Raw genomic sequence first — 13,286 nt, 5'->3', positions numbered from 1 at the left:
CAGCAGCCCTGAAAACCCAAGGGGCTGCTGCGCAGCCCAACGCGGGGCAAGCCCGCTCGCCACAAGTGAGCTCGCCCCAAGGAGATATGTCTGGCGAGAACAGGCTTGTACAAAACCATAGAATCTCCCACTTGAACCGCGCGCAGCCGCTCTATTGAGGCCTGGCCCGGATTCCCGTGGGAGATCACCCAGCCCTTCCGGGCTGCGCTGTCGCACAGAGAACTGGGCACCGTGGGGGCGGGCTTGCCCCGCGATACCGGCGTCGCCGGTGCCATCCATCGCGGGGCAAGCCCGCTCCCACGTTATCCATATAAATCAGATAGTTAGCGTTTGTTCTATGAGAGCTGGCGACAGCCTGCGATGAGGCCGCAACAGGCTTGTACAGAACTGATAGCCTCGCAGCATTCAGGCCTTGCTGCGCCCACCCAGCCACACCAGCAGCAAGCCCGCTGCTGCCAGCAGCCCGCCAGCCATCGGTACCGCCGCGTAACCCAGGTTCAGGCTGATGACTGCGCCGCCGAGCGCAGCACCCAGCGCGTTGCCTAGGTTGAACGCGCCGACGTTGATTGACGATGCAAGCCCCGGCGCTTCGATGGCTGCCGTCATTACCCGCATTTGCAGCGGCGGAACCACGGCGAAGGTGAATACCCCCCAGACCAGCAGGGCGAGGGCGGCGCCGACATGGCTGCCGAGCACCAGCGGCATCAACAGCATGATCACCGCCAGTGTGCCGAGGAAGATCCGCGCTGCGCCGTCCAGCGACCAGTCCGCCAGCTTGCCGCCCAGGCTGTTGCCCAAGGTGAAACCCACCCCGATCAGCACCAGGCCGAGTGTCACAAACCCATCGCCGGCGCCGGTCAGTTCGGCGAGCACCGGGGCGACGTAGGTGTACAAGGTGAACATGGCTCCGGCACCGAGCACCGTGGTGGCCATGGCCAGCAGCACGCGCGGCCGGGCGATCACCGCCAGCTCCTTGCGCACATGCGGCACCTGGCCGCGCTCGCCCTTGGGCAGGGCGTACCAAAGTGCGGTAATCGCCACCACGCCCAACACCGCCGTGCCTGCAAAGGCCATGCGCCAGCCCACCTGCTGCCCCAGCCAGGTGGCGGCCGGCACGCCGCCGATGTTGGCGATGGTCAGGCCCATGAACATGGTGGCCACGGCACTGGCCTGTTTGTCCTTGGGTACCACGCTGGCTGCCACCACCGCACCCAGGCCAAAGAATGCACCGTGGTTGAGGCTGGTGATCAACCGGGAAGCGAGCAGGGTGTAGTAGTCCGGCGCAAACGCCGAGAGCAGGTTGCCGACAGTGAAGATGCCCATCAGCATCATCAGCGCCGCCCGCTTGCCAAAGCGGCTGAACAGCAAGGTCATGATCGGTGCGCCGACCATGACTCCAATGGCGTACGCGGTGATCAACATGCCGGCGCTGGGGATGCTCGCCCCGACACCATCGGCAATCACCGGCAACAGGCCCATGGGCGTGAACTCGGTGGTGCCGATACCGAAGGCGCCGATGGCCAGGGCGAACAGCACCCGCTTGGGTGAGGGCGTGCTCATCGGGCGCTCCAGGGTGCGGGTTTCAGAAGGGGGCGTGTGTTCCATGGCCGTCGCTCAGTCCCACTCCGGCGCCAGGCCGTCCGGGCTCACTTCACGGCCGTTACGTTCCAGGCTGGCGATCTGCGCCATGTCGTCTGCATCCAGGTGCAGGCCCTGCGCCAGCAGGTTGCTGGCAAGGTTTTCGCGCTTGGTCGATGACGGGATCACCGCGTAACCGAGTTGCAAGGCCCAGGCCAGTGCCACTTGCGCAACGGTGGCTTTGTGCTTGGCAGCAATTGTGGCCAGCAGCGGGTCCTTGAGCACCTTGCCGTAGGCCAGGGTCATGTAGGAGGTGACTGTGATGCCGTGGTCATTCAGGTAGGCGGCCAGCTTGCTGTTTTGCAGATAGGGGCTGAGTTCGACCTGGTTGGTGGCAATCTCGCCTTTACCTACCACCTCAATGGCTTGGCGGGTCAGTTCGATATTGAAGTTGGATACGCCGATCTGGCGGGTCAGGCCCAGTTGCTTGGCCTCTGCCATTGCCGTCATGTACTCGCCCAGCGCAACGCCGTTGCCCGGCGCGGGCCAGTGGATCAGCAGCAGGTCGACGTGGTCGGTGCGCAGCTTGGCGAGGCTTTCGCGCAGGCTTGGGATGAGCTTGTCGGCGGCGTAGTTGTCGACCCAGATCTTGGTGGTAATAAACAGCTCGCTGCGCGGCACGCCGCTCTCGGCAATGGCCTGGCCAACTTCGCCTTCATTCTTGTAGATCTGCGCTGTGTCGATGGCGCGATAGCCCAGTTCAAGTGCAGCCTTGACCGAATCAATGACGGTTTGCCCGCTAAGACGGAAGGTGCCGAGGCCAAACGAAGGAATGCTCATGGGTATGCTCCTGCCGGATGTGAAACGTTATGACCGGCAGTCTGCGTGTTTTACTCCGAGGGATTAAGGCGCGCATGCGCCAAGGTCTTTTGCCTTGCAGTCACGAATCCGGCTCAAAAACCCCGTGCTGCCTGCGCTAATCCATAGGGTCGGGATACGTTCATCAGTTTGCTGCAAAGCGCTCATGGCATAGTCATCACTGGCGGTTGCAATGCGGGTATTGGCCCGTGTTCACGGGCTGATGCGCGTGCCTGGGCTGTCCGATGGGCGCAATATTTACGATCCCTTGGAACTAACTACACTGGGATATCTCTATCATGGCATCGGTCGTACGAGGGCGGGGCATTGTAAGGTGACCGCCGCCTGATTAGACTGCGCCGAAATTCGTACGCAAAGCCCTTCGTTAAGGACGTATATGATCAAGAAATGCTTGTTCCCGGCAGCCGGTTACGGCACCCGCTTCCTGCCCGCTACCAAAGCCATGCCCAAGGAAATGCTGCCGGTGGTGAACAAGCCACTGATCCAGTATGGCGTTGAAGAGGCCCTGGACGCCGGCCTGAGCGAGATTTCCATCGTCACCGGCCGCGGCAAGCGCGCCCTGGAAGACCACTTCGACATCAGCTACGAGCTGGAAAACCAGATCAAGGGCACCGACAAAGAGAAGTACCTGGTCGGTATCCGTCGCCTGCTTGATGAGTGCTCGTTCTCCTACACCCGCCAGACCGAGATGAAAGGCCTGGGCCACGCGATTCTGACCGGCCGCCCGCTGATCGGCGACGAGCCGTTCGCCGTGGTGCTGGCGGACGACCTGTGCGTCAACCCGGATGGTGATGGCGTACTGACCCAGATGGTCAAGCTGTACAACCAGTTCCGCTGCTCGATCATCGCCATCCAGGAAGTCGATCCGCAGGAAACCAACAAGTATGGTGTTATTGCCGGCGACATGATCCGCGACGATATCTTCCGTGTGACCAACATGGTCGAGAAACCGGCGCCGGAAGATGCTCCGTCGAACCTGGCCATCATCGGGCGTTACATCCTGACCCCGGATATCTTCGATATCATCCAGAACACCCCGCCTGGCAAAGGTGGCGAGATTCAGATCACCGACGCACTGATGCAGCAGGCGCAGGCCGGTTGCGTGATTGCCTACAAGTTCAAGGGCCAGCGCTTTGACTGCGGCGGCGCCGAGGGTTACATCGACGCTACCAACTTCTGCTTCGAGAACTACTACAAGACCGGCAAGGCTTACTGATAAGCCACTGCCAGGTTGAACCGGGGCCGCGCTGCGGCCCATCGCGGGGCAAGCCCGCTCCCACGTAGTTGTGGGGGTCGGCATGTAGCGCGATGGGCCGCAGCGCGGCCTTTGCGTTTCAGCGGTTTTTTGTTTGCTGCCGGCAACGGCGCTATGCTGGGCGTCTGCCCAGGAGACTCATTGCATGGCTTACGATTTTGATCTGTTCGTGATTGGCGCCGGTTCCGGCGGTGTACGCGCCGCGCGCTTTGCCGCAGGCTTCGGTGCCAAGGTGGCGGTGGCTGAAAGCCGCTACCTCGGAGGCACCTGCGTCAACGTTGGCTGCGTGCCGAAAAAACTGTTGGTGTACGGCGCCCACGTTGCCGACGAGCTCGAGCAGGCCGCAGGCTTCGGCTGGACCCTCGAAGAGGGCCATTTCGACTGGGGCACGCTGATTGCCAACAAAAACCGCGAGATCGAGCGGCTCAACGGCATCTACCGCAACTTGCTGGTCAACAGTGGCGTGACCCTGCTGCAGGGGCACGCGCGCATCACCGGGGCCAACGAAGTCGATGTCGACGGCCAGCGCTACAGCGCTGCCAACATCCTGATCGCCACCGGCGGCTGGCCGCAGGTGCCGGATATTCCGGGCAAGGAGCTGGCCATCACCTCCAACGAGGCCTTTTACCTCAAAGCATTGCCGCGCCGCGTGCTGGTAGTCGGTGGCGGTTACATCGCCGTGGAGTTTGCGGGTATCTTCCAAGGCCTCGGCGCTGCCACCTCGCTGCTGTACCGCGGTGACCTGTTCCTGCGCGGTTTCGATGGCTCGGTGCGCACCCACCTCAAGGAAGAGCTGGAAAAACGCGGCCTCGATCTGCAGTTCAATGCCGACATCCAGCGTATCGACAAGCTACCTGACGGCAGCCTCAAGGCCACGCTCAAGGATGGCCGCGAGCTGGTTGCCGACTGCGTGTTCTATGCGACCGGGCGCCGGCCGATGCTGGATAACCTCGGCCTTGAAAACACCGGTGTCGAGCTGGACGAGCGGGGTTATATCCGCGTCGATGAGCAATACCAGACTACCGCGCCGTCGATTTTGGCCATTGGCGATGTGATTGGTCGTGTGCAGCTGACCCCGGTCGCCCTCGCCGAAGGCATGGCCGTGGCGCGGCGCTTGTTCAAGCCCGAGCAGTACCGCCCGGTGGACTACCAGAACATCCCTACCGCGGTATTCAGCCAGCCGCCGATCGGTACGGTCGGCCTGACCGAGGAGCAGGCACTGGAGGCGGGGCACAAGGTGCAAATCTTCGAAAGCCGTTTCCGCGCCATGAAGCTGACCTTGACCGACATCCAGGAGAAAACCCTGATGAAGCTGGTTGTGGATGCCGACACCGACAAAGTACTGGGCTGCCACATGGTTGGCCCGGACGCCGGTGAAATCGTCCAGGGCCTGGGCATCGCGCTCAAGGCCGGGGCAACCAAGCAGCAGTTCGACGATACTATTGGCGTGCACCCTACGGCCGCCGAAGAGTTTGTGACCATGCGCACCGTGACCCGTTGACGCAACATTCGGCAGTGGCCTGGTTTTAACCAGGCCACTGCCGAGACCTCAGGGCACTGCCGAGAACACCGACCCGGTCATTCGCTCACTGAGCAACTCCAGCGCCCGCAAGCCTGCCAGCGAGTTGCCCGACGCATTGAGCTCCGGCGACCACACGCAAATGCTGTAGCGCCCCGGCACTACCGCAACGATGCCACCCCCGACACCGCTCTTGCCCGGCAAACCAACCCGATAGGCGAAGTTGCCGGCCTCATCGTACAGGCCGCTAGTGGCCATGATGGCGTTAACCTGTTGCGCCTGGCGCTGGCTCAGCACCTGCTCGCCGCTGTGCGGGCAGTAGCCGCTATTGGCCAGGAAGGCAAAGGCCCGGGCAACGTCGGCGCAGCTCATCGACAGCGCGCAGTGGTGGAAGTAGCTGCGCAGCACTGCATCGACATCGTTGTGGAAGTTACCGAACGCCTGCATCAGGTAAGCCATGGCGGCGTTGCGGGCGCGGTGCTGGTATTCCGACTCGGCAACCACCGCATCGCTGACGATGCGTGGGTTGGCCGCCAGGCGCCGGACAAAATCGCGCATCGACAGGGCAGGGGTGGCGTAGCGCGACTGGTTGATGTCGCAGATCACCAGGGCGCCGGCGTTGATGAACGGGTTGCGTGGCCGGCCCTTTTCCACCTCAAGTTGCACCAGCGAGTTGAACGCCTGCCCAGAGGGCTCGTAACCGAGGCGCTGCCAGATGTCCTCGCCGCTGTGGCCAATGGCCTGCACCAGGCTGAACACCTTGGAAATACTCTGGATCGAGAACGGCGTGCGCGCATCCCCGGCGCAGTGCAACTGGCCATCCAGGCTTTGCACGGCAATGCCCAGTTGGTCAGGGGCGACCTGGGCCAGTGCTGGGATGTATTGCGCCACCTGGCCGTGGCCGAGCAAGGGGCGAACGTGGTCGAGGATTTCTTGCAGGAGTGCTTGCATGGAGAGTCCTGGTGCGAAAGCAGGGCGCATTCGGGAAGTCCTGATAGACGCTGGCAGCCGGCCGTGAAGCACATCGTTTGCATGTCTGTGTGCGAGCCGTTAGAGTCCGCCACAAGGCGCCTGCTGCGCCCGCGGTCCGCGCGAAGGGGTTGCCCAGGCACTTGAAGCTTTCATTACATTCCAGCTCCCGGCTTGTCGGCGGACCGAGCCCTGAAAGGAGTTGGCATGCCTGCCATTCATGCATCCCGTCACCACGGCCTGATCGACCTGCCGGCGTTGCGCAAACACGCCAAGCGCCTGCTCAAGCACCTCGACGACGACACCCGCACCCAGTTGCGCAGCCTCGGCCTGCCTGGCCCCGACTACCGCCTGGCCGATACCCAGTGGCTGCTGGCGCGCCAGGTTGGCTTTGCCAGCTGGCCTAAGCTCAAGGCCCACGCCGATGCCGTGGCGTTCGCCGCCCGCCACCCAGGCTTTGCCACCGAAGGCGAGGCGCAAGTGCAGCATTGGCGCTGTGGTAACGATATCGAGCACAGCTTGCGGGTGGCAGGCTTTACCGGCACGTTTCAGATGTTCGACGACCCGATGGTCATGGGGCCGGTGCCCGCCCATGACTACTGGCCGGCACGTAGCGCCTACATAGCGCGTGTATTCGGCATGTCCATGCACGACGTCGAGCAGCGCCAGGCGCGCCTGCGTTCGGCGCTGGAGCAACTGAGCGCTGACAGCCAACTGGTGCTGTGGTGTGAAGCCGATGCCTATGATCAGCTGTTCCTGATTCGCGTCTTTGCCAGCCTGCCCTGTGTACCGCGCCGTCTTGAGTTGATCGAAATCGACCGGGTGCCGGGTGTGCAGCGTTTTATCGGGATCGGCCAGTTGGCCCCGGACCTGCTTGCCTGGCTGTGGCCACAGCGCCGCAGCGTGGGCGAGGAGGCTTTGTTGCTGGCGCGTCAGGCCTGGGCTGCCTATACCGCGCCCGACCCCCGGGCCTGGGCCGCACTCGCAGCCACTGCCCATGCGCCGTTGCCTTTGCTGCAAGGCGCGCTGGCTCGGCAGCTGCAAGAGCTCCCCGGGGCGGTTGATGGCCTGAGCCTGACCGAGCGCCTGACGCTGCGCATTGTCGCGCGCCTGGGCGAGCAGCCGGCCGCACGCGTGTTTGCCGAACTGATGGCGCGGGACGAGCCACTGCCGTATCTGGGGGACTTGATGTTCAGTGTGCTGTTGCGCCCGCTGATCGATACGCCGCGCCCGCTGTTGCACGAAGGGCCGGGCGATGGCTGGCAGCAACGCACGCTGCGCCTGACGACGCTGGGCGAACAGGTGCTGGCCGGGCATGTAAACTGGCTGGATCATACACCTGCCGAGCGCTGGGTCGGTGGCGTGCGCGTTGCCGATGGGCAGGGTTGGGTGGTCAATGACGCGGGGCAGGTCGAGCTGCGCCGGGTGCGTGCCTGATCATTTTTCAGCTAGCGACAGCTCGGTGCGGTCGTGGCCAAGCAGTTCGCACAGTGCGTCGATAACCAGCTGGTGGTCCTGGCGCTCAGGCAGCCCCGACACCGTTATGCAGCCGATCACCCCGGCGCCTTTCACGCTAAGCGGGAAGCTTCCGCCAGCACTGGCATAGTCGCTGGCGGGAAGGTTGTAGCGCTGGGTGATGTCCTTCTGGTCAATGGCCAGTTGGTGGCCGATTCGATAAGAACTGCACAGGAAGCGCTGTACCGTGTTGCTCTTGCGGCGCACCCAGTCGTGGTGGTGTGGGGTGACGCCGGGGCGGCTGGCGGTGAACAGCACGCGCTCGAAGCGGCGTATCTCGACCAGCACCGGCCAGCCCTCGCTCTGGGCGCGTTGTACAAGCCACGAACCGAGCTGCCAGGCAATGTCTTCGTCGAAATGCTCGAACTGCAGCAACTGTTCCTGGCGGATCAGCAGGGCCAGGTCGTCGCAGAGGGCCATGGGTACACTCCTGAGTAGAGAATCTCGCCCGGATCAACGCCCGGTATCTGGCAAGCGTAGCAGTGGCCAGTCGGTACTGACCTCCCCACACAGTCCGGATATGATCATTGGCTTGTCCAGCTACGCATTAAAACAGCAGGTGACTGAAGGGTACACTTCAGTCTCTAGGTTGTTACCGATCAGCAAAGGAGCTTTCTGCCTGCATGGATATTGAAACGATCAGACAGCGCCTGGCGCGGCCAGCCAGCAAATTCGTGGCAGGCGGTTTTCGGCCCACTCATGCCGATGATGAAAGCTGGTTGGGGCGTGTGTTTCTGTTCCGCCCCGATGAGGACATCCCGCTCAATGCGGCGGGCGACCAGATGCTGCCCTATGCACAGTTTTACCTGCCAGCACTGCCGTTCTCCAGCCCAATGCTGGCTGGGGTGCGCGTGCTTACGGTGTTCATCAGTGCAGCCTTCCCCGATGAATTCGAGCCGATGGGCGGCAACTGGCTGATTCGCGAGTACAGCACTGACGAGCCTTTGGTACGCAAGGAGCTGGCAGTGCCCGGTTCTTTCCTCAAGCCATTCCCGCTGAAGGTCGAAGCGGTCGCTGAGGATTACCCATTATGGGATGGCGGCGGTGTGCCGTGCGATCTGGAGCGCGAAGTGCTGGCGCTGGAACGGGCCGGGCACATCGAAAGCTATTACGACATGGTCACACACTGCTACGAGCATAAGATCGGCGGCTATCCCTCGTTCTGCCAGTCCGGGGTCTACCCTGGCGACGACTTCGAGTTCGTGTTTCAGATATCGTCTGACGGCAAGATCGGCCTCAACGTGGTGGACAGTGGCAGCCTGATGTTCTGGAAGCACCGGGTTACCGGAGAGTGGGCGATCTACTACGACTTCTATTGAAAAATTGGGGGCGGGCCTGTAGTGGGGCGGCCCCCAGGTTCTGCAATTTGCTGTATCGTGCGCGCCGACCCGCCCGATGGAAGCACCCCCCCATGAACCGCCGCAAAAAGATCAATCAGTTGCTCAAGGCCAACGCCAAGAAAGCCAGCGCCAAGCTCGCGCCGAAGAGTAAAGACAAGTACATCTGCAAAGCCGAGCGCCAGCGCCTGGCCGACGAAGCCGCGCAGCAGGCGACCCTGGCCGCCGAGGGCTAAAAACCGAACCGCGCCAGTGCGCTGAGCATTTGCTGGCTGGCAGGGTTTGAGTTAAGGGTCTTTGGCACGCCACGACAAGGACATGAATGCCCGCCATGGAAATCCACTTTATCGGCAGCGAAACCACCGACAACTTCAGTGGTGGGCTCTGCGACGAATATCGCCTGAGCGCCATCGGCAGCCTGAGCGAGCTGGCAGCTGCTGCCCGCACTATCAGCGCCAACCACCCCGGTTGCAGGGCGCTGTTCACCCTCGATGATCGCCATCAGGCCCGCTATACCTCAGGCCATGCCGCAAACAACCTCGACCTTGCCGGTGCTTGCGAAGAGGAACTGGCGGCATTGCCAGCGGAGTGTTTCGAAGACGGCGAATACCTGGGCTACCTGTGCACCAAGGCCGAGTTTGGTATCTGTCTGCGCAATTTCAGGGCTGCGGTGGCGCCGGCCACCTTCGAAGGGGCGTGCGCCCACGGTTTGGCCCTGGACGAGCAGGCGTTGCAGGAGTGGCTGGATTACCAGCAGCACCCGGTGACCTTGCTTGATCAGCCAGTTTCGGCGCTGGTGGTGCCTGTAGAGCAGAGTTATGACACGTTGGCGGCCTTCCCCAATGGCTACTTCACCATCGACCTTGACCCTGCGCAGAACCACGCTGTTGCGCGGCAGTTGGCGCAGAACCATGGCTATGAGCTGATGGGGGTTGGGGCGTCATATATGGGCTTTTGGCGGGCCCAGGCTGCTGACGCGGCGCTGGCTCAGGCGCTGGCGCAAGACTTGTGTGCGCTTTACAACGTTGCAGACCGGCCGCGCATGGCTGCGGTGTTTGCCGAGGCGATCATTGGGCGCGCACATGTATGGCTGCGTTACACCGAGTGAGAACAGGGCTTGGCCTGGTTTCGGTTAGTGCGAATAGAAAAAACGTACCAACAGAAATGCCACTGCGAGCGCCCAGCCGAGCACCAATACAGCACCCGTTTTGCCAGTGGTGAAGCGCCCGCCGGTGACAAACGCGATGATCAAGGCGATCTGTACCAACACATACGAAACCACTGCCGCCGGCACAGCCAGCAGATACAGGTACGGATTATCCTGGCCCAGAGCCAGCGTGAGATAAACATCGATACCCACAATCGGCATTACCAACGCGGCCGCAACCAGCAGCAAGCTCTGTGTGGTGAGTCTGGGGGTGAGCATGGTTAAGGGCCTTGCATGCTGAAAGAGCTGACGCCAAAGGGCGGCTGCCACGCCACGCTACGATAGTGGAATTTGCTCTTGCCAGACAGAGCCTGCCGCCAGGGCGCGCTGGCGGCAGATCCGATCAGTGTGCGCCAACCTGCCGTGGCGCGCGGTGTGCGGGGAGCGCACGTGGCTGAGGGCGTGTGCGGGTGGGGTGAGGGTGGGCATGCCGGCGCACGATACGCAGAACACCCCAGAGCATGGCCGCTGCAACGCTAAGCCACATACCTACCAACATCAGAATTGCCATAGTCAGGCTCATGTGTGCCTCCATTTCTGCGGCAAGCCAGGCTTGCCTTCCAGACACATCATTAGTCTAGCCGGTAGTGTGTGACGTTCAATTGACCTTAGGTCTATGCCTTGCGTTATTTCCTGACATGCCTGCGCCGGGCTATACCCGCGCGGCCTGGGGACCTATCATCGCAGCTCAAAGCCGGGCGCTGGCTGCCCGGCAGTGGATCAAGCGAGAGCCCATGTTGCCAACACCTTCCAAACCTTTGCGTTACGGCCCACGTCGTCTGTTAACCGCGTGCCTGGTGGCGGCTGTCTTGAGCGGCTGCGCCAGTGCCCCGGCGCCTGCGGTCAAAGGCGAGCCGCAACGTACCGAAATCAGCAGCGTGCCGTTCTACCGCGGCAATGCCAACCACAGCGGTTCCATGGCGCTGGCCGCGGTACTGTCACAGCAGGGCGCCCCTATTACGCCAGGCCTGCTCGACAAAGCCCTCGGCCTGCCCGAGGCCGCAGGCTCGCTGGATACCGGCATACCGCGCGTGGCCCGTGAGTACGGTAGGGTGGTCTACCCGCTCGACAAACACTTGGACGCCTTGCTCAGCCAGGTCGCCGCCGGTTACCCGGTGCTGGTGCGTTATCAGGAAGGGTCTATCTGGTGGAGCGAGCCGCGCTATGCAGTACTGATCGGCTATGACCGCTACAAGCATCGGGTGCTACTGCGCAGCGGCATGCATCGGCGGCAGTTGATGAGCTTCGATGCGTTTGCTTCGGCGTGGGCCAAGGATGGCAGTTGGGCAGTGCTGGTGCAGTCGCCGCGTCAGTTGCCGGCGCAGGTGGACCGCAAGCGCTGGCTGCAGGCTGCAGATGAGCTGGCCCGGTCCGGGCAGGAAATTGCTGCCAAGCAAGCGCTCAACAGCCTCGGGCAGTGACCCCGGCTTGCTCCCCCGCATAGGGGGACCAAGCCGGCGCTGTAGTAACGATCAGAAGCCCAGGCGGTCTCGCAGGCTGTAGTACCAGGCGCCAATAGCGCTGAACGGTACGCGCAGCATTTGCCCGCCGGGGAACGGGTAGTGCGGCAAGCCGGCGAAGGCGTCGAAGCGTTCGGCTTGGCCACGCAGTGCTTCGGCCAGCACCTTGCCCGCCAGGTGGGTATAGGTCACACCATGGCCGGAGCAGCCTTGCGAGTAATAGATGTTGTCGCCGATGCGGCCCACTTGCGGCAGGCGCGATAGCGTCAGCAGGAAGTTGCCGGTCCAGGCGTAGTCGATTTTCACGTCCTTGAGCTGCGGGAAGGCCTTGAGCATCTTCGGGCGAATGATCGCTTCGATGTTGGCCGGGTCACGCGCCCCGTAGACCACGCCACCACCGAAGATCAGGCGCTTGTCGCTGGTCAGGCGGTAGTAGTCGAGCAGGTAGTTGCAGTCTTCGACGCAGTAGTCTTGCGGCAACAGGGTGCGGGCCAGCTCTTCGCCCAGCGGCTCGGTGGTGATCACCTGGGTACCGCACGGCATGGACTTGGCGGCCAGTTCCGGTACCAGGTTGCCCAGGTAGGCGTTGCCGGCAACGATGATGAACTTGGCGCGTACCTTGCCCTGCGGGGTATGCACGACCGGGTTGGCGCCGCGCTCGATGCGCACAGCCGGGGATTGTTCGTAAATGACGCCGCCCAGCGACTCCACGGCTGCTGCTTCGCCCAGGGCGAGGTTCAGTGGGTGGATGTGGCCGCCGCTCATATCGAGCATGCCGCCTATATAGCTGTCGCAGGCAACCACTTCGCGGATACGCTTCTGGTCCATCAGCTCAAGCTGGGTGTGGCCAAAGCGTTCCCACAGGCGTTGTTGCGACTCCAGGTGGCCCATCTGCTTGCTGGTCAGGGCTGCGAAGACACCGCCGTCTTTCAGGTCGCACTGGATGTTGTACTTGGCTACCCGCTCACGAATGATTCGCGCGCCCTCAAAAGCCATCTGACCCAGCAGTTGTGCCTCTTTCGGGCCGACAGTGCGTTCGATCACGTCGATGTCGCGGCTGTAGCTGTTGACGATTTGGCCGCCGTTGCGCCCGGAAGCGCCAAAACCCACCTTCGCCGCTTCCAGAACGGTGACTTTGAATCCGTTTTCGAGCAGGAACAGGGCGCTCGATAGGCCGGTGTAGCCGGCACCGATGATGCAAACGTCGGTTTCCACCTCACCCTGCAGCGCCGGACGTGGCGGCACCGGGTTGGCCGAGGCGGCGTAGTAGGACTGGGGGTAGGGGGTGTTAGCCATGCTCGAGAGACCTCGTGTTTTATATTTTTAACGAATGTACCGATGCTATCAATAATAATAAACACCCGCTAGTCGTCCGGCGAAAATCCTTTACGCGCTCCTTGTCCAGGTTCTTCTCTAAATATTTTTAAGATTCAGTAGGTTAGCGTTAAAAAAATAGTTGACAGCGGTTTTCCAGCCGGTAGAATGCGCCACACACGACAGGCACATAGCTCAGTTGGTTAGAGCACCACCTTGACATGGTGGGGGTCGTTGGTTCGAGTCCAATTGT

General features: G+C 62.3%; 14 protein-coding genes. 7 read left to right on the top strand and 7 right to left on the bottom strand.

Features of this window, described 5'->3' with window-relative positions; translation table 11 throughout:
- Positions 1 to 405: 405 nt before the first annotated feature.
- Positions 406 to 1,560, bottom strand: a complete 1,155-nt coding sequence (locus HU720_RS22330; protein ID WP_186523011.1) for an MFS transporter — start codon at positions 1,558 to 1,560, stop codon at positions 406 to 408.
- 54 nt (positions 1,561 to 1,614) lie between these two features.
- Positions 1,615 to 2,418, bottom strand: a complete 804-nt coding sequence (gene dkgB, locus HU720_RS22325; protein WP_186523005.1) for a 2,5-didehydrogluconate reductase DkgB — start codon at positions 2,416 to 2,418, stop codon at positions 1,615 to 1,617.
- Positions 2,419 to 2,833: 415 nt separating this feature from the next.
- Here dkgB and galU point away from each other — a divergent pair, with 415 nt between their 5' ends.
- Entirely contained in the window at positions 2,834 to 3,673 is an 840-nt protein-coding gene (gene galU, locus HU720_RS22320; RefSeq protein WP_186523003.1) for a UTP--glucose-1-phosphate uridylyltransferase GalU, read from the top strand.
- Positions 3,674 to 3,857: 184 nt separating this feature from the next.
- Positions 3,858 to 5,213 carry a glutathione-disulfide reductase gene (gorA, locus tag HU720_RS22315; protein ID WP_186523001.1) on the top strand — a complete coding sequence of 452 codons (1,356 nt, stop codon included), beginning with the start codon at positions 3,858 to 3,860 and terminating at the stop codon, positions 5,211 to 5,213.
- 48 nt (positions 5,214 to 5,261) lie between these two features.
- Here gorA and glsB read toward each other — a convergent pair whose 3' ends face one another.
- Positions 5,262 to 6,182 (bottom strand): glutaminase B, encoded by a 921-nt coding sequence (gene glsB / locus HU720_RS22310; RefSeq protein WP_186522998.1) that lies wholly within the window; start codon positions 6,180 to 6,182, stop codon positions 5,262 to 5,264.
- A 225-nt stretch (positions 6,183 to 6,407) separates the two neighbouring features.
- On the opposite strand from glsB, the gene HU720_RS22305 reads away from it, so the two are divergent.
- Positions 6,408 to 7,637 carry a DUF1835 domain-containing protein gene (locus HU720_RS22305; RefSeq protein ID WP_186522996.1) on the top strand — a complete coding sequence of 410 codons (1,230 nt, stop codon included), beginning with the start codon at positions 6,408 to 6,410 and terminating at the stop codon, positions 7,635 to 7,637.
- Here HU720_RS22305 and HU720_RS22300 read toward each other — a convergent pair whose 3' ends face one another.
- Positions 7,638 to 8,135 (bottom strand): heme-degrading domain-containing protein, encoded by a 498-nt coding sequence (locus HU720_RS22300; RefSeq protein ID WP_186522994.1) that lies wholly within the window; start codon positions 8,133 to 8,135, stop codon positions 7,638 to 7,640.
- Between the two features lie 203 nt (positions 8,136 to 8,338).
- On the opposite strand from HU720_RS22300, the gene HU720_RS22295 reads away from it, so the two are divergent.
- From HU720_RS22295 to HU720_RS22285, 3 genes are all read left to right on the top strand, one after another.
- Positions 8,339 to 9,034, top strand: a complete 696-nt coding sequence (locus HU720_RS22295) for a DUF1963 domain-containing protein (protein WP_186522992.1) — start codon at positions 8,339 to 8,341, stop codon at positions 9,032 to 9,034.
- 92 nt (positions 9,035 to 9,126) lie between these two features.
- Entirely contained in the window at positions 9,127 to 9,288 is a 162-nt protein-coding gene (locus HU720_RS22290; protein ID WP_186522990.1) for a DUF2986 domain-containing protein, read from the top strand.
- Between the two features lie 86 nt (positions 9,289 to 9,374).
- The gene (locus HU720_RS22285; protein WP_346656606.1) at positions 9,375 to 10,160 is read left to right on the top strand and encodes a DUF4253 domain-containing protein; all 786 of its coding nucleotides are present in this window, start codon (positions 9,375 to 9,377) and stop codon (positions 10,158 to 10,160) included.
- Positions 10,161 to 10,184: 24 nt separating this feature from the next.
- Here HU720_RS22285 and HU720_RS22280 read toward each other — a convergent pair whose 3' ends face one another.
- Positions 10,185 to 10,529, bottom strand: a complete 345-nt coding sequence (locus HU720_RS22280; RefSeq protein WP_238337774.1) for a hypothetical protein — start codon at positions 10,527 to 10,529, stop codon at positions 10,185 to 10,187.
- A gap of 73 nt (positions 10,530 to 10,602) precedes the next feature.
- Positions 10,603 to 10,782, bottom strand: coding sequence for a hypothetical protein (locus HU720_RS24445; protein WP_225917112.1), 180 nt, complete (start codon positions 10,780 to 10,782; stop codon positions 10,603 to 10,605).
- Positions 10,783 to 10,936: 154 nt separating this feature from the next.
- On the opposite strand from HU720_RS24445, the gene HU720_RS22275 reads away from it, so the two are divergent.
- On the top strand, positions 10,937 to 11,680 hold the full coding sequence (locus tag HU720_RS22275) for a peptidase C39 family protein (RefSeq protein WP_186523007.1): 744 nt from the start codon (positions 10,937 to 10,939) through the stop codon (positions 11,678 to 11,680).
- 51 nt (positions 11,681 to 11,731) lie between these two features.
- On the opposite strand, the gene HU720_RS22270 is transcribed toward HU720_RS22275, so the two are convergent.
- On the bottom strand, positions 11,732 to 13,015 hold the full coding sequence (locus HU720_RS22270) for an FAD-binding oxidoreductase (protein ID WP_186522986.1): 1,284 nt from the start codon (positions 13,013 to 13,015) through the stop codon (positions 11,732 to 11,734).
- Positions 13,016 to 13,286: the final 271 nt, after the last annotated feature.

Origin of the sequence: Pseudomonas sp. SWRI51 (genome assembly GCF_014268825.1) — a bacterium.
Lineage (GTDB): Bacteria > Pseudomonadota > Gammaproteobacteria > Pseudomonadales > Pseudomonadaceae > Aquipseudomonas > Aquipseudomonas farsensis.
Note: the sequence above shows the minus strand (reverse complement) of the source record. Positions and strands in the feature narration are given on the sequence as shown.

Coding starts and splice junctions, on each gene's coding strand:
- dkgB (WP_186523005.1), bottom strand. CDS start 2,418: ATGAGCATTCCTTCGTTTGGCCTCGGCACCTTCCGTCTTAGCGGGCAA.
- HU720_RS22270 (WP_186522986.1), bottom strand. CDS start 13,015: ATGGCTAACACCCCCTACCCCCAGTCCTACTACGCCGCCTCGGCCAAC.
- HU720_RS22330 (WP_186523011.1), bottom strand. CDS start 1,560: ATGAGCACGCCCTCACCCAAGCGGGTGCTGTTCGCCCTGGCCATCGGC.
- HU720_RS22285 (WP_346656606.1), top strand. CDS start 9,375: ATGCCCGCCATGGAAATCCACTTTATCGGCAGCGAAACCACCGACAAC.
- HU720_RS22295 (WP_186522992.1), top strand. CDS start 8,339: ATGGATATTGAAACGATCAGACAGCGCCTGGCGCGGCCAGCCAGCAAA.
- HU720_RS22300 (WP_186522994.1), bottom strand. CDS start 8,135: ATGGCCCTCTGCGACGACCTGGCCCTGCTGATCCGCCAGGAACAGTTG.
- HU720_RS24445 (WP_225917112.1), bottom strand. CDS start 10,782: ATGAGCCTGACTATGGCAATTCTGATGTTGGTAGGTATGTGGCTTAGC.
- gorA (WP_186523001.1), top strand. CDS start 3,858: ATGGCTTACGATTTTGATCTGTTCGTGATTGGCGCCGGTTCCGGCGGT.
- HU720_RS22290 (WP_186522990.1), top strand. CDS start 9,127: ATGAACCGCCGCAAAAAGATCAATCAGTTGCTCAAGGCCAACGCCAAG.
- HU720_RS22305 (WP_186522996.1), top strand. CDS start 6,408: ATGCCTGCCATTCATGCATCCCGTCACCACGGCCTGATCGACCTGCCG.
- glsB (WP_186522998.1), bottom strand. CDS start 6,182: ATGCAAGCACTCCTGCAAGAAATCCTCGACCACGTTCGCCCCTTGCTC.
- galU (WP_186523003.1), top strand. CDS start 2,834: ATGATCAAGAAATGCTTGTTCCCGGCAGCCGGTTACGGCACCCGCTTC.